The organism is Acinetobacter sp. SH024 (assembly GCF_000163635.1).
Classification (GTDB): Bacteria; Pseudomonadota; Gammaproteobacteria; order Pseudomonadales; family Moraxellaceae; genus Acinetobacter; species Acinetobacter pittii.
The window spans coordinates 127,759-143,411 of record NZ_GG753604.1 but is presented as its reverse complement, the minus strand read 5'-3'; the positions used below and the strand labels follow the sequence as shown (position 1 = coordinate 143,411).

9 protein-coding genes, 6 tRNA genes and 1 pseudogene are annotated in these 15,653 nt (G+C 38.3%); 11 read left to right on the top strand and 5 right to left on the bottom strand.

The features are described 5' to 3' along the window. Window positions 1-35: 35 nt before the first annotated feature. From HMPREF0013_RS21705 to HMPREF0013_RS21695, 3 genes are all read left to right on the top strand, one after another. A complete protein-coding gene (locus HMPREF0013_RS21705) occupies window positions 36-2,114 on the top strand; it encodes a methyl-accepting chemotaxis protein (RefSeq protein ID WP_005072794.1) in 2,079 nt (692 codons plus the stop codon). A 147-nt stretch (window positions 2,115-2,261) separates the two neighbouring features. Continuing rightward, complete coding sequence (locus HMPREF0013_RS21700) at window positions 2,262-6,767, top strand: hybrid sensor histidine kinase/response regulator (RefSeq protein WP_002116497.1); 4,506 nt, start codon at window positions 2,262-2,264, stop codon at window positions 6,765-6,767. Then, a complete protein-coding gene (locus tag HMPREF0013_RS21695) occupies window positions 6,767-7,234 on the top strand; it encodes a hypothetical protein (protein ID WP_002116250.1) in 468 nt (155 codons plus the stop codon). The genes HMPREF0013_RS21700 and HMPREF0013_RS21695 overlap by 1 nt, the downstream gene beginning before the upstream one ends. 34 nt (window positions 7,235-7,268) lie before the next feature. Here HMPREF0013_RS21695 and dapE read toward each other — a convergent pair whose 3' ends face one another. The 3 genes from dapE to HMPREF0013_RS21685 form a co-directional block, all read right to left on the bottom strand. Continuing rightward, window positions 7,269-8,405 (bottom strand): succinyl-diaminopimelate desuccinylase, encoded by a 1,137-nt coding sequence (dapE, locus tag HMPREF0013_RS21690; RefSeq protein ID WP_005072799.1) that lies wholly within the window; start codon window positions 8,403-8,405, stop codon window positions 7,269-7,271. A gap of 126 nt (window positions 8,406-8,531) precedes the next feature. Beyond that, window positions 8,532-8,675 carry an entericidin A/B family lipoprotein gene (locus tag HMPREF0013_RS0105750; protein WP_014207555.1) on the bottom strand — a complete coding sequence of 48 codons (144 nt, stop codon included), beginning with the start codon at window positions 8,673-8,675 and terminating at the stop codon, window positions 8,532-8,534. Window positions 8,676-8,798: 123 nt separating this feature from the next. Next, window positions 8,799-9,680: a DUF1853 family protein gene (locus tag HMPREF0013_RS21685; RefSeq protein WP_005072800.1), complete on the bottom strand. Its 882-nt coding sequence runs from the start codon at window positions 9,678-9,680 to the stop codon at window positions 8,799-8,801. A gap of 103 nt (window positions 9,681-9,783) precedes the next feature. On the opposite strand from HMPREF0013_RS21685, the gene HMPREF0013_RS21680 reads away from it, so the two are divergent. The 8 genes from HMPREF0013_RS21680 (at window position 9,784) to HMPREF0013_RS21645 (ending at window position 11,733) form a co-directional block, all read left to right on the top strand. Further along, a complete protein-coding gene (locus HMPREF0013_RS21680) occupies window positions 9,784-10,152 on the top strand; it encodes a YbaN family protein (protein ID WP_002116111.1) in 369 nt (122 codons plus the stop codon). A 151-nt stretch (window positions 10,153-10,303) separates the two neighbouring features. Next, window positions 10,304-10,807: a cell wall-recycling L,D-carboxypeptidase ElsL gene (gene elsL / locus HMPREF0013_RS21675; RefSeq protein WP_002116462.1), complete on the top strand. Its 504-nt coding sequence runs from the start codon at window positions 10,304-10,306 to the stop codon at window positions 10,805-10,807. 206 nt (window positions 10,808-11,013) lie between these two features. Continuing rightward, window positions 11,014-11,089, top strand: a tRNA-Val gene (locus HMPREF0013_RS21670). A 24-nt stretch (window positions 11,090-11,113) separates the two neighbouring features. Beyond that, window positions 11,114-11,190, top strand: a tRNA-Asp gene (locus HMPREF0013_RS21665). A 47-nt stretch (window positions 11,191-11,237) separates the two neighbouring features. After that, window positions 11,238-11,314, top strand: a tRNA-Asp gene (locus HMPREF0013_RS21660). Window positions 11,315-11,403: 89 nt separating this feature from the next. Further along, window positions 11,404-11,479, top strand: a tRNA-Val gene (locus tag HMPREF0013_RS21655). Between the two features lie 36 nt (window positions 11,480-11,515). Next, window positions 11,516-11,592, top strand: a tRNA-Asp gene (locus tag HMPREF0013_RS21650). A gap of 65 nt (window positions 11,593-11,657) precedes the next feature. Then, window positions 11,658-11,733, top strand: a tRNA-Val gene (locus HMPREF0013_RS21645). Window positions 11,734-12,110: 377 nt separating this feature from the next. Here the strand turns inward: HMPREF0013_RS21645 and HMPREF0013_RS21640 are convergent. Continuing rightward, window positions 12,111-12,896 carry a YdcF family protein gene (locus HMPREF0013_RS21640; RefSeq protein ID WP_002116057.1) on the bottom strand — a complete coding sequence of 262 codons (786 nt, stop codon included), beginning with the start codon at window positions 12,894-12,896 and terminating at the stop codon, window positions 12,111-12,113. Window positions 12,897-13,010: 114 nt separating this feature from the next. Then, a pseudogene (locus HMPREF0013_RS21635) lies at window positions 13,011-15,597 on the bottom strand (PepSY domain-containing protein). Window positions 15,598-15,653: the final 56 nt, after the last annotated feature.

Here is a 15,653-nt window from a genome sequence, read left to right as displayed (position 1 = left end):
GCTGTGAAAACAGAGTATTTTTCTGGGGAAAAGCTATGGGCTTTAAGCTTAAAAAGAAAGGCAGCAGTCGGGTTGCGTCCGAAAAATCGGGTGTCAATTTTATTGCAACAATCCAGTCAAAAATTGAGCAGTTTGCCAGTTTATTTGGGGAAAGTGAAAAGTCCAAGCCAATCCTATATGCAGCACTTTTATGTTTTGTGCTTGCATTAGTTTCTCTAGCCTATCTGTTCTATAACGTTCCACGTCATAACCAGTTAATTCGAAGTCTCGGTGAGTTGCGTTTGTTATCTCAAACGATTTCTAAACAAGCAACTGAAGCAACTGAGTCTGGCTCTCAAGAGGCAATCACCAAGCTACAGCAGTCTCAAAAAGACTTTAATGAAAACTTACTTGAGATTGAAAATATTCACGGTAAATCGACTGATGAATATCAAAAAGTTCAAGTTATGTGGACTGAACTTTCAAAAAACATCGATTTGATTTCAGCACATCAAAAAGTCCTTAACCAGTTATATGACACCAACATCTCTATTAGCGAAACCGTCCCTGAGATTCAGGCAGAATATAACTTGATGGTTGACCAAATGGCGCGTCAAGGTTTGCCAAGTAGTCAGGTAATTATTGCTAAAAACCAGGTATTTATTGCCGAACGTATTTTACGTTCTATTAACTCGGTATTAAGTGGTACCGATGGCAATGTATCGACTAGCGATTTTGGTGTAGACATTGATACGTTTGGTACGTATTTAAATGCTGAACTTAATGGTAATGCTGAATTGGGTGTTGATCGTATTGCTGATCCGGCTTTACGTGAATCATTAGAAAGTATTAAATCTGAATATGACAAAGTCTTAAAATCTGCTGCTGCCACGGTATTAAAAAATGGTAACCAGATTGTCAATGTTCGTCAGGCATCTTCTCAGATCTTCTCTAAATCAGATGTGATGTTAGATAACTTGGGGCATTTATCTGATGTAGCAAGAAAGAACTGGCTTACTTTATTGTTAGGTGCGGTGCTAATCAGTTCTTTAGCAGGCTTAATCTTCTCTGTATTTAAATTGATCACATTACGTAGTGTGATGGATAAGCAACGTGTTACTCGATTACAAGACGAATATGACCGTAACCAAAACGCGATTTTACGTTTACTTGATGAAATCGCCGATCTTGCAGATGGTGACTTACGTTCATATGCAACTGTATCTGAGGATTTTACGGGAGCAATTGCCGACTCGATTAACTTTGCGATTGACCAACTACGTGACCTTGTATCACGTATTCATGAAACCTCTCAAGAAGTTGCTCGCTATACACAAGATACGCAGAGTATTACGAACCAATTAGCAGAGGCGTCTGAGCATCAGGCTCAAGAAATTGCTGGTGCATCAACAGCAATGAATGAAATGGCGCAATCGATTGACCAAGTATCTTCAAATGCATCTGAATCTGCTGAGGTAGCAGAGCGTTCGGTACAAATTGCCTCTAATGGTGCGCAAGTGGTAAACCGTTCAATTGAAGGTATGGACACAATCCGTGAACAGATTCAAGAAACGTCTAAACGTATTAAGCGATTGGGTGAGTCTTCACAAGAAATTGGTAACATCGTATCGCTCATTAACGATATTGCCGACCAAACTAACATTCTTGCATTAAACGCAGCAATTCAAGCATCTATGGCTGGTGAAGCAGGCCGTGGTTTCGCCGTAGTTGCTGACGAAGTACAGCGTCTTGCAGAGCGTTCTGCATCGGCAACTAAACAGATCGAAACTCTGGTTAAAACAATTCAGACTGATACAAATGAAGCTGTTATTTCGATGGAACAAACCACCACTGAAGTTGTGCGTGGTGCAAACTTGGCAAAAGACGCGGGTATTGCCTTGGATGAAATTCAAAAAGTATCGGGTGACTTGGCAAACTTAATTGCCAGCATTTCTGATGCAGCAAAACTTCAATCTGCATCTGCCAGCCATATTGCGACCACCATGACAGTCGTACAAGAAATTACTTCACAAACGACAACTGCAACCTTTGATACAGCACGCTCTGTTTCTGAACTAGCAAACATGGCAGAGTCATTACGTGAATCGGTAACGGACTTTAAATTACCTGATTAAATTGGGGATGAGAATAGCTGTTTCAGTACCGCTATTCTTCTAAAAAGTATTAACAACACCAGATAAATATTGGGGAAACAGCTATTTTTCTGGTGTTGACTCTGTCGTTTTTCTCCATTTAGGAGACAAGCAAAAGAAGCCTTTGCTATGAAAGAAATATTAAAAACTTTAACTGAAGCAATGATGCTACCGGAAGATAGCTACTCTCAACAAGATGATGAATTTCTTGAAATATTTGTCGAAGAAATTGAAGAAATTTTTGTTGAATTACAATCTTTGATTCACGAATGGATGCAATCTGAAAATGTTGCTACGCTTACTGAAATCCGCCGTCATTTTCATACATTGAAAGGTTCAGGGCGAATGATTGGGGCCAAATCTTCTGCTGAGCTTGCTTGGACTGTGGAAGATACGCTTAATCGGGTAATCAATCAGAGTCTCGGATTAACTCCTGACATCCAACAATATGTTCAGTTGGTATTTAAGTTCTATTTCTTTAAGTTAGTAGATGACTTCAAATCTAAAAAAAATCATACCCTAGACTTTAGGCCCCTAATTTTATTGGGACAACAATTACAGCAACAGCAAAGTATAGAACCCGCGTTAGACGAACTTTTATTATTATCAGATATTCTTACTGCTGAAACTCAAACTGGTTTAGAAGCGAATGACTTAGAACCAGAATCTACAGAAGTTTTAACTATTTTGACTCCAGAAGTTGCTATAGAAACTGAACAGACTCTTGCTGAAACCTTAATTTTATTTATGGAAGAAGCAGAAGAGCACTTAGCGACAATTGATCAGTTTTTGGAAAAAGAAATACATCAGCATGAAAGTTATAATGCTCTAATACGTGCGTTACATACATTACGTGGCAGCTCTGCCATGGCTCATGTAGAACCAATCTTTGAAGCTAGTACCAAAGTTGAGCATTTATTTAAAATACTATTACAAGAAGAGCTTTCTTCTCATTCAGAAGAAGTTTCATTACTCCGTGATTATCGTCAGTTTATTCGAAATAGTTTAGATCTATTGGCTGCACATTGCTCTACTGAGCAATTGGAATCTGATCTACAAAAATTTAATCAGGTTTGGGATGCTTACATGGAGCAGCATGGTGAGCATTCGAGCCCACTCATGCCTCCACATGGTTTAGTGTCTCAGCTATTACAGCTAGATGTTGCTGAATTACTTGATGCGGAATTAGACTTTGAGAAGGGAATACGTACAGAGTTTCCTCATTATCTTGAACGTTTAAGTGAACAAGCAGATGTTTTGCTGCAACATACTCAGTCGCAGGCAATGATTGGTTTATATGAATATACTAACCAGTTGAAAGAAAGCTACGACATATTGCTTGATCGACCTGATTTATTGCAATCAGATTATATTTTTGAAATTTATCAAAAAGCGCACCAACAATTAATTCAGTTATTTGATGCATTAGCTGCGGGACAAAGAGTAAGTATCATCGAGCAACACCAAAATGTCTTGGATGAGCTAAAACTATATACTCAATATATTCCAAATCTTAATTCCGAATCATTAGAAACTCATCAAGACGTTTTTGAACCATTGTTTAATGCTGAAGTTGAACAAACGGCGAATGAACCTCTCATAGAAAATGTATTCACTGATCAGGTCACCATAGGACAGAGTGTACAACTAGATCGACAGTTTATTTCGTCTGAGCATGTAAACCGTCATTTTGATCCAGATCTTTTAGATATTTTTCTTGAAGAAGCCGGTGAGTTGCTTGAGGGAATGGATACAGATCTTAATCTTTGGGTTAATGATCAAGAAAACTTTGCCGCTCTCAATAATCTGATGCGTTATTTGCATACCTTAAAAGGTGGGGCAAATATGATTCAGGCAACTTATATTGGTTTAATTGCACATGAGTTAGAAAGTATTTATGAGCGTTTAATTCAAAAACAGTTGATAGTTTCGTCTGCTCTCATTGATTTTATTCGACTAGTTCAAGATGACTTGGCTGACCGTCTTCAAATAGTGCGTGAACAGCACCTAGATTATGCTGCTTCTCATACTATTCAAGCACTTAAAAATGCAGGTCAGGTATTTGATTCTCATATTAAAGAGAGCAAAACAGAACCTGAAACGTATGTTATACCTGAATTAAATTTTGAAGTATTACAACAAGAAGCGATAAATAATACGGCGTTAAACCTCAGTGAGTTAACTTCTGCTTCTGAGCAGATTGCTAAGTCTAATAATCAACTTGTTGAGCAAACCGAATTACAAGTTCTTTATGCTGATCACGATCATACAGAGAGTATCCCAGATCAAGATATTAATACTGTTGTCGAGCAGACATTCATGGAGGAAGCGGCCGAACTATTAGAAATGGCCGATCACTTATTAAAACAATGGTTCGAGCAACGTACTAACCGTAGTATCTTGCTTCAACTACAAAGAGCAGTGCACAGCTTGAAAGGCGGTTCCCGTATGCTGGGACTTGAAACCGTGCAAGCGATTGCTTATCAACTTGAGAATGCTTTTGAACAATTTGCGCTTCATCATTTCAGCTCAAATATTTATGACAACTTATTAGAGAGTGCAATTGTCTGGTTAAAAGAGGCAATTTTTAAACAAAATTATCAACACTTCGATGGTTTACAACAAAGTCTGGAAAATATCCAGTTCATTGAAAGAGCAATTCAAATTCCTAGTAAGTTAACTAGAACTGATCTATTCAGCACGGAACCTGTAATGAGTTTTGTGCAAGGTGACGGTACAGAACCACCGCCAATGATGGGTGAGTGGGAACAAGCACAACGCCTTGATCAAAATAATGAGATGATTCGAGTCTCGGCAGATTTAATTGAAAAAATGATTGATCTGTCTGGTGAAAATTCGATTAACCGTTCGCGAATTGAAATGGATTTAAGCCAATTTGGTCATACCTTAGCGGAAATGGAATTGGCTATTCAGCGACTTGCAGATCAGTTGCGTCGAATGGAAGGTGAATTGGAAACCCAAATTATTGCAAAGCACGGTATTGAGAACTCACGTTATACGGAATTTGATCCTTTAGAGATGGACCAATATTCTTCATTAAATCAGTTATCAAAGTCTCTTGCCGAGTCTGCATCGGATTTAGTAGATTTTAAAAATACATTATCTGAAAAGATCAGAGACACTGAAGGTTTATTGGTACAGCAATCGCGTATTCAGGCTGAAATTCAAGAAGGTCTTATGCGAACACGCTTAGTACCATTTTCTCGATTATTGCCTCGTCTGCAAAGAATTGTGAGGCAGACTTCTACCACGTTAAATCGACCAGCGGAGCTTTTTGTTAATAATACAGAAGGCGAGCTGGACCGGACAATGTTAGAACGTTTGGTTACGCCACTTGAGCACATGCTTAGAAATGCAATTGACCATGGATTAGAAGACCGTGCGCAACGTGAACAAGCTAAAAAACCAGAAACTGGACGCATTGAACTCAATATTCATCGTCAAGGTACAGATGTTGTAGTTACATTTAAGGATGATGGGCAAGGTATTGATATCGAGAAGGTTCGTCAAAAGGCGTTAATGTCTGGTTTGATTAATCCAGAGCAAGTATTAGAACATCAAGATATTTTACAGCTGATTTTCCATCCTGGTTTAAGTACAGCCGATCAAGTCACTCAGATTTCAGGCCGTGGCGTCGGACTGGATGTCGTGCAAAGTGATATTAAGGCCTTAGGTGGCCATGTGAGTGTCGACTCTGTATACGGGCAGGGAACTGTCTTTACCATACGTGTTCCAACGACAGTAGCTGTTAGTGATGCTTTAATGGTTAAAGTTGCTGATCAGCAATTTGCAATCCCACTGGCGCAGATTGATCGAATTGTACGAGTTTCACCAGCATCATTAGAACAATATTTCGGAAGTGAACAAGAGCTCTTTGAATTTGAAAATAAGCGCTATCCATTACGTTATTTATCTGAGTTTGTTGGTAATCAACCAATTCCGCGCTTAAGTGGAATGATGTATTCATTACCAGTATTAATGATTAAGGCAAATAAAGGACAAACCGTCGCCTTATTAGTTGACCAACTGATTGGCTCACGCGCACAGATTGTAGTTAAGCCAATAGGACAACAATTCTCTAGCATTGGTGCGATTGCAGGAGCAACTATTTTAGGTGATGGTCAAGTTTGTCTAATTTTAGATGGACAAAATATTGCTCGCCAAATTCAATCTACTCGCCGACATAAATCGCTTAATGAAACTATCTATAGACAACGCGAGTCTGATGAGCGACGTCTTATCATGATTGTAGATGACTCGGTAACTGTACGTAAGGTGACGTCTCGCTTACTTGAACGTCAGGGCTATGATGTAGTCACAGCTAAAGATGGGGTTGATGCGATTGAGCAATTGGAAAATATTAAACCAGATCTCATGTTACTTGATATTGAAATGCCACGAATGGATGGCTTTGAGGTACTTAATCTCGTTCGACATCATGATCTACATCAAGATATACCAGTGATTATGATTACATCACGAACTGGTGAAAAACACCGTGAACGAGCATTTACTTTAGGTGTGAACCAATACATGGGTAAACCTTTCCAAGAAGAAGACTTACTTCACAATATTGATGCGTTATTCATGACATTTGAAGGGAGACTTGCCTAATGAAAAGTAATATAAGTACATCCTTAATTAATGAAATGGACCAGCAAGAGCTTCAGCATTTAATTACTGTCTCAACTGGTTTTATTGATGCATATATTATCGAGTGTCATCAGCAAGTGCCGATGCTATTGCCGCAAAATATAGTGTTATCTGCTATGGATGTTAAAAACGGTATCAAGCATATTGAATGGCATGATGTAAAACTCCCTGTTTATTCGGTTCACAACGAAATAGATTCTCGAGCAGTAGCTTTAGTCATTGAAAGCGAAGACATTAGTCAACGTTTTGCACTTGTGTGTAAATCGATGCCAGTTTCAGTTCGCCTGCGTATTTCTGAAGTCGTAGATGAAAATGACGATATACAAGAGTCTTTACAGCACCCAACTGTATTTAAATATATTCGTATGGACAATCAACGCTACCATGTTCCTAATTTGCAATATATTCAAAATTCATTTCATCTATAAAAAAAGGAACTCATTTTGAGTTCCTTTTTAACTTTTACTTAGCTAACAAATTTTCCAAAATTTGTTCATAAATATCAGTTAGTGGATCAAGGTCTTGTACATCAACATGTTCGTTAATCTGATGAATTGTTGCGTTAAGAACACCTAATTCCAATACCTGTGCGCCTGTTGGAGCAATAAAACGGCCATCAGAAGTACCGCCACTCGTTGAAAGCTCAGTTTCAGTACCCGTTACGTTTAAAATAGCAGTTTGCGCTGCATTAACGAGTTCACCCACAGGTGTTAGGAATGGTAAACCAGAAAGATTCCAAACGATTTCGTACTGTAAACCGTGTTTATCTAAAATCTCATGCACACGTTGTTTAAGTTGTTCTGCTGTTACTTCTGTTGAATAACGGAAGTTAAAAGTAACTTCTAGTGCGCCAGGAATGACATTTGTTGCGCCAGTGCCAGCATGAATATTTGAAATCTGAAATGATGTTGCTGGGAAATATTCATTTCCATTATCCCAAACAGTTTGGCACAGTTCTGCTAAAGCTGGTGATGCTTCATGAATCGGATTACGCGCCAAGTGTGGGTAAGCCACATGACCTTGCTTACCTTGAACTTTTAATACGGCATTAAGTGAACCACGACGACCATTTTTAACAATGTCACCCAATTTATGAGTACTTGAAGGTTCACCTACCAAACACCACGTCATCTTTTCGTTACGTTTTTCAAGAGTCTCAATCACTTTAACCGTACCGTTAATAGCAGGGCCTTCTTCATCAGAAGTAATTAGAAAAGCAATTGAACCTTTATGATCAGGATGTTTTGCGACAAAACGCTCAGATGCAACGACCATGGCTGCAAGAGCAGTTTTCATATCGGCCGAACCACGACCATATAATTTTCCATCGCGAATTTCAGGTACAAACGGATCTGAATTCCATGCTTCTAACTTACCTGTCGGAACTACGTCAGTATGACCGGCAAAACAAAATACAGGTTCTTCAGTTCCGCGACGCGCCCAAAGATTGTCAACTTCACCAAAACGCATCGGTTCAATATGAAAACCAATTTTGGCTAAACGGTCTGCCATGATGGTTTGGCATGTATGATCAATAGGAGTAACAGAAGGTTGTTGTAACAGTTCTAAGCTAAGCGAGAGAGTGTCTGAATGGTTCATACCGAAAATTGCGTGCTGATCAGGTGAAATATAGTCCGATATAATAGGCGAATCTCTAGGGGATGGGTACGTAAAAATAAAAAAACCTTATCGGAATGATAAGGTTTTTGAAGTAACAACTCTAACTTACATTTTATCTTGTGTTTTTTCAGCAGTATTTGTTACAGCATCACCTGCTTTAGAAACATCTTGCCCAAAACCTTTAAACGTATTACACCCTGTTAAAATAACAGCAACCATTACAGACGCAGCTAAAACTTTTTTCATCATTTTCTCCGTTTAAATTTAATAATGAAGTAAATTTAGATTAAAAAACAAACGGAAAAAGAAACATGACTGTTTAATAGTAAAAACGTTATAAAATGTTTCTAGAAGCTTAAAACTTATTGTTAATTAGTTTAATTTTTGCAGGTGAGGCTTAATGTTTAAGTATGAAGGATGTCTAAACATATAAAACAAAACCTCTTCACTATTTTTACAATATAGACCGTCTGTCCACCAATGTGCTGGATTTGAAGTCTGCTCTTTATTTGGACACAACCATTCGTGTCTTTCCAATCGATAAAAAGAAGAATGGGGAATGGTAGTCCCCCAATATCCCAAACGACGCTTTAAATTTATCCAGTCTGGTAGCGACTTTTGAAAATTTAGTTGAAGTGGTAGGTAGAGTTGTCCTTTTAAAACCGCAAAACGTTGTTGAATCTTAAAATTTAATGCTTCAGAAAATTGAAATTGCTTATTCGTAAAATGATAAAGTTTCTTGCTTAAAGTATCTTGACGGTTTAATCCAATCCATTGTTCTAAATGTAAGTCTGCCTCGCCCAAATAATATTTTAACGCGACCTCCCAATGTTCAATTTGTTGAGTTTTTTTATTTAAAATTAAAAAATCTAGCTCACCTAAAGTTTTTGCTCCATCAATTTTTTGAATACTATGACCTAACAGTTGGTAAGGATGATAATTATCCTCTTGTAGCCAGAACCAAAGTAAATTCTCAAAGCGTAAACCTAAGCGTGTACTTTTAAGTTGAGATAAAAACTGGATTAAAGGCTCTGGTGAATGATCGAGCTCTTTTAAACGTGGTAAATAATTTTGGAAATGCTTTTCCCATACTTCGGTTGGGTGCAGCTTAAAGTCGTGTTGTATAGAAAAACTTTTTGGTAATTGGCAAAGTAAATTTGGACTAGCGATACAAAAAGCCAGCTGTCGCACTATAGAATGTTGAAATTGAAGCCATGGTTCGAAATAGGAAGTTTTCACTGAGGCAATATTCATATATTTAATACTCGAAGTAATTCATCCTAATTTCATAAGGGATCAACAAACAATATTAGAAAAACACTTTATACTAACGCTAACAGCAGGTTAAGGTTTATATATGCGAACATTGTTCTGGCGCTCTTTGGTCGTGATTTTTATCACGCTAGGCATTATTGGAGCAATTTTACCAGGTATGCCCACAACAGTGTTTTTGATTCTGGCTGCATGGGCAGCTTCAAAGGGATGGCCACAAATGGATGATTGGTTATTAAACCATCCCAAATACGGCCCAACATTACGTGATTGGCGAGCCAATGGTACAGTACCACGTAAAGCCAAATGGATTGCAAGCATAATGATGGCAATCAGTGGCCTTATAATGCTATTTACTTCAGCACCGCTTGGGGTCAAAGTTTTTACTGATACTACCATGTTCATCGTTGCAGTTTGGTTATGGCTACGCCCTGAGCCAAAATTAAAAGATTGATAATCTTTTAATTTTGGCGCAAGACAAGCAGTGAAACTGCGCGTAGATAAGAGAAGATTGATAATCTTTTAATTTTGGCGCAAGACAAGTTCTTCATATAAATTTTTACTTAAACTCAAAGTATTTGAGTTGATATAAGAGAATAAGTTCAATGTCTCAATTTAAGCTCGAAGATGCAGATGTCCTCATCGATTTAGCAAATCAAACATTAACTTTGCCTAAACATAATAAGTTTTATGTCATTTCTACCGGAAAGAACGGAATCGGTGAGCAAGAGAATACTGGTAGGACTCCACGTGGATGGCATAGGGTTGCAAAAAAAATTGGTGCCCAATCTCCTCAAAATGCGGTTTTTATTGCACGTAAGCCAACAGGGGAGGTCTATAGTAGTGAACTTGCAGCACAATTTCCTGAGCGAGATTGGATATTGTCACGCATTCTTTGGTTAGATGGCTTAGAAGAAGGCTTCAATAAAGGCGATGGCCACGACACCATGCAGCGTTATATCTATATTCATGGCACTCCTGATAAAGAACCGATGGGCGTTCCCATGTCACATGGCTGTATTCGAATGCGTAATGAAGAAATCATTGAACTGTTTGATTTAGTCGCTGAAGATGCATTGGTTTATTTGTCTGAGCAATCTTTAACCTAAAATAAGATTTTAAAAATTCTTATTTAATTAGCTGAATGATCAAAATATTAAAATAAGTGCTTAAATAAAATACAAAAAATTGTTTTTTACTTAATAATGACTTATTTTTAATCATTCATTCGCATTTTTTTGAAAAGTTGTCGAAAAGCGTTTGACACCTGTTAAAGTTTCTCTATAATGCACCTCACAAACGATGAAGACGTTAAGGGCGCTTAGCTCAGTTGGTAGAGCGTCTGCCTTACAAGCAGAATGTCGGCGGTTCGATCCCGTCAGCGCCCACCAAGCCTTTACGTTAAGCTCTCAAGTGCAGCGGTAGTTCAGTTGGTTAGAATACCGGCCTGTCACGCCGGGGGTCGCGGGTTCGAGCCCCGTCCGCTGCGCCACTTAAGACTTAACATCGTTTACCCCACAATTGCGATATTGTGAAAGTGCAGCGGTAGTTCAGTTGGTTAGAATACCGGCCTGTCACGCCGGGGGTCGCGGGTTCGAGCCCCGTCCGCTGCGCCACTTTTCAGTTCGGGTTGTGTTTGGAAGAAGATTTGAGATGTAAAAGTTTTAAATCAAAAAATTAATAATTTATTAGTTTTTTCTTCTTGGGGCGCTTAGCTCAGTTGGTAGAGCGTCTGCCTTACAAGCAGAATGTCGGCGGTTCGATCCCGTCAGCGCCCACCATATATGTGACCATACTTTATTTTAAAGTATTGTAGTGCAGCGGTAGTTCAGTTGGTTAGAATACCGGCCTGTCACGCCGGGGGTCGCGGGTTCGAGCCCCGTCCGCTGCGCCATTCTCTTGATTCCCTTGTCTAGAGAATGTAGAGTATAAAGATACATTCGCTATCTTTCTCATTAAGGGCGCTTAGCTCAGTTGGTAGAGCGTCTGCCTTACAAGCAGAATGTCGGCGGTTCGATCCCGTCAGCGCCCACCATAATTTCTATCAGAAATTTAAATTCCCTGAATTCATATTCATCTATAAATATCTTATACTTACATGTAAATTTATTTACTATGTGACTCAGTGTAGATACAACGTTTCTATTCTAAAATTAAAGTCCTTATATCTTTAAGTTATTCTTTTTATTGATCGCTAGTTTTTATTTTTTTAGCATTAGTGTTTTTTTCTCTTGCTGTTGATGGGCTTCCTCCTCCTTATTAAATTTCTTTATTAGTGGCTAAAGATAAGAATCTAACTTGCAATTTATGATCTTCAGCTTAGATCAACTTTGTATTTGTACCGATCACTAATATTTTCACAAATAAAAAAACTGCTATTTTTTAAATAGCAGTTTTTTTATTAAATTATTTTTAATATTCGTTTAAAAGCCATCCACTTGCATATGCGAAATATTCACGTAACCATGCATTGTAGCGAGTAGCTAATGGTGTCTCGGCCGCTACCCCATAAACTTGGATATAGCCCTGTTTTTTTGCAATTGCTATTGCTCGAGGAATATGAAAATCACTTGTCACAATAGCAATTGGCTGGTCTAAGGTAATGTGGTGCTGTTCTAATAAGGGTTTACTATTTTTTAAGTTAAGCTCTGTGCTGGTGCTTTTATCTTCAAGGATCATTTGATCTCTTGCGATATGATACTTTTGTTCAAGATAACGAGACATAACCAATGCTTCGCTTTCTTTTTCTGAAAAATCAAGACCACCTGTTAGAACAATCTGTGCTTGCTGCTGTTTTAGGGCTAGAGCGGCGGCCGTATCTAAACGTTTTGCAAGAATTGTGGATGGCTGACCATTCTCAACACCGCTTCCTAAGACAATAATTGCTTTTACTGGAGGAATATTATTTGAAGTATCTTTATTTTCTTTAATAAAGCTAAAAAAATAGCCTAAGCCAATTAACCATATCCAGAAGCATAACCATCCAAAACGCCAAAGTGTGTGTAAGCGATAGTGATAGAAGAAAAAGCGTTCTAAATGATAATAAAATAAGGAATATAGGCAGAGGAAAGCACCTAAAATTAAAGGAATAACGGTGCCTACATTAATTTTATTGAGACAAATTAGAACTAATCCATCTAGAAATAAAATCGAACCAATGATTGCTAGGAAAATACGGATCCACTTACTGACTTGCATTGTGCTTAGAGTTGCAATTTAAATTGCAGACAGTGTATGCAAAATCATTCTGAATGCAATAAAAAACCGAGTAAAGCATTTAAGCTATTACTCGGTTTTTGTTTTTATTGATTTTTAATAAACATCACGGCGGTAACGACCTTGTTGTCTTAAATCATCTACCTGTTCTTCACCCAGAATTTCGATAAGTGCTTGATCAACTCCGCTTGCCATACCATCAATACTACCGCATACATACAGAACAGCACCACGTTCTATCCAGCTTACTAATTCTGTTGCATTCTGACGGATTACATCTTGAACATACATACGTTGTTCTTGATCTCTGGAAAATGCTAAATCGAGGCGTTTTAACATTCCTGTGGTTTTCCATGCCTCAATAGTTGATTCATAGAAGAAATCACATGCTCTTTGACGTTCACCAAAGATTAACCAGTTTTCAGTGTAATCATGACGCGTACGGGTGTGTAATAGGCTCATTAAGCCAGCAATACCAGTTCCGTTACCAATACAAATAATAGGGCGGTTGTCATCAATAAGATGGAATGATTCATTGGTACGAATACGCAAAGCAATTTCATTATTAACTTGCGTATGTTGAGTAAGCCAACCCGAACCTAAACCTAAATTACCAGACGCATCATATTGTTGACGAACAACCAAACAGGACTTGCTGAGAAGGAATACTCGCAATCGAATACTCTCGCGTTGGTAGAGTAGGGAGCTGCTCTAATAAATGATCCAGATTGGCAAATGGTTCAATTTCACCAGTTAAATCTTTATTCCAAAGCGCTTTTTCGATTGAAATCTGTAGTGAATCAACTTTTGAATTTTTAAGAATATGATGCTTTTGCAAAAAAGCGTGAATACGTTCAGGACTATTACCAGGCTGGATTTCAGCAATATCACCCGCTTGCCATATCGCCTCATGATTTGCTTTAAGTTCAATATTATAAGCAGGCTGACCTAAGCTATTTGGATTGAGTAAATCACGTTGCTGCAATGTCCAACTATCAAATACTTTTTCCAGATTTACAGCATGTAAATCTAATTTGGTTGCTTTAGCGAGAGATTGATTCCAATTTTGAATATCCGATGGGTTTGCATTATCAACTTCAATTGTATTGAAGAGAGCATGGGCACCATTTGCTTTAAGCCAAGCATCTACTGCATGGCCAAAACTACAATAAGTGTCTGGATATTCTTTAGAGCCCAGCGCTAGAACAGCATAGTTGATGTGCTTAAGATCCACATTCAATTTTAAAAGTTTTTTAGCAAAGCTTGTAGCAAGATCAGGAGCATCACCAGTACCATAAGTACTGATCACAAATAAAACCTGCTGATGTTGCTCTAAATCAGTTTGTGTTAGCTGCTGTACAGGTTTTACCTGAACAGGTTGATGAGCCTCTTGTAAACTTGTTGCCGTACTCCAAGCGAGTTGTTCAGCTACGCCGGTTTGAGTTGCATAAGTAATAAGCCAAGGCTTTGCATTTGGATCAATGTATTGTCCTGCTAAAGACTGACGAGCCGCCTGTGTTAATTTTTTCTGTTTACGGCGTTTAAGATACAGCATCCACCCAGTAACCAAGAACAAAGGCATTGCTAGAGAAGCAAGCATTGCAACGAATTGATAAATTGGTCCAAAGAAGCTACCGCGGTGTACGGGTAACATGCTGCTCATAATCTTTTGATTAAGCTTTTTGTCTTCGTAAAGCTCCATCTTTTCGATGTTGCCAGTTTGATAATTATAGATGGCTTGGTTACGTGCCCGTTCATGTTGTGGAGTAGCATCGACAAAGCTTAACTCAACTTTTCCATCATCTTTTTTCGGTAAGCTTAATGTTAGAGTCGAATAATCACGTCCAACCTGACTATTGAAGCCACTCCATGTTTGATTAAGTGCTGTAATGAGTTGAGTATTATCTAATTGAGGCTCTGATTTTTTATCATTATTACGGTCAGATTGTTTACCTTGCTGCATTCCACGATTTTGATTTTGAGGAGCAGCGCCATGATCTTGTCGTTTAGGCTGTTCAACTCCCATCACTTTGAACATGCCACTACGCCACCAATCATAAGACCAATATAGTCCCGTACATGCAAAAAGAAGATAAAAAACAATGACCCATGTGCCGACAACAGCATGTAGATCCCAAATAAAATTCCGGCCTTTGAGTTTCGGTTTAACAGCCAACCATTGACGAGCAGAGTGCTTTTTAGGCCAACGTAAATATAACCCACTGAGTACGAAGTAAATTAGCATGAGTGCACAGGCACCAGTAATTTGTTTACCAACTTCACCTGCTGTTAAATTACGATGAATTTGTTGTATGAGTAACAACAATTTTCGGCCTTTAACATCTGGAAGAACCTCAGCGTTATAAGGATTCACCATCATATTGTAGCCACGGCGTTCACCTTCTTTTTCAATGTTTACAATAGAAGAAGAGGTGGGGTCCTTGGCGATCGTAATGCTATTAATTTTGATTTCAGGTTGGGTTGTATTGAAATGCTGGTAAAGCTGAGCAGGAGTTAATTTTGGAGTGTTTTCAGCTTGTACAACATAACTATCAGAATTCACCCATTTTAAAATTTGTTGGTCATAAGAATAAATTGCACCTGTAACACCCATAATGGATAAGATGAGGCCAGCAGTAATACCCAGAAACCAATGAATTTGAAATAAAATTTTTTTAAACATGGTCGAAAATGTAAATATGATGGAGATCTTGTAACGAAGTATAGCCGAAGATTGGG

Excerpts from the sequence above, each read along its gene's own strand:
- HMPREF0013_RS0105750 (WP_014207555.1), bottom strand. The coding sequence starts at position 8,675 with ATGATGAAAAAAGTTTTAGCTGCGTCTGTAATGGTTGCTGTTATTTTA.
- HMPREF0013_RS21695 (WP_002116250.1), top strand. The coding sequence starts at position 6,767 with ATGAAAAGTAATATAAGTACATCCTTAATTAATGAAATGGACCAGCAA.
- elsL (WP_002116462.1), top strand. The coding sequence starts at position 10,304 with ATGTCTCAATTTAAGCTCGAAGATGCAGATGTCCTCATCGATTTAGCA.
- HMPREF0013_RS21705 (WP_005072794.1), top strand. The coding sequence starts at position 36 with ATGGGCTTTAAGCTTAAAAAGAAAGGCAGCAGTCGGGTTGCGTCCGAA.
- HMPREF0013_RS21640 (WP_002116057.1), bottom strand. The coding sequence starts at position 12,896 with ATGCAAGTCAGTAAGTGGATCCGTATTTTCCTAGCAATCATTGGTTCG.
- HMPREF0013_RS21685 (WP_005072800.1), bottom strand. The coding sequence starts at position 9,680 with ATGAATATTGCCTCAGTGAAAACTTCCTATTTCGAACCATGGCTTCAA.
- HMPREF0013_RS21700 (WP_002116497.1), top strand. The coding sequence starts at position 2,262 with ATGAAAGAAATATTAAAAACTTTAACTGAAGCAATGATGCTACCGGAA.
- dapE (WP_005072799.1), bottom strand. The coding sequence starts at position 8,405 with ATGAACCATTCAGACACTCTCTCGCTTAGCTTAGAACTGTTACAACAA.
- HMPREF0013_RS21680 (WP_002116111.1), top strand. The coding sequence starts at position 9,784 with ATGCGAACATTGTTCTGGCGCTCTTTGGTCGTGATTTTTATCACGCTA.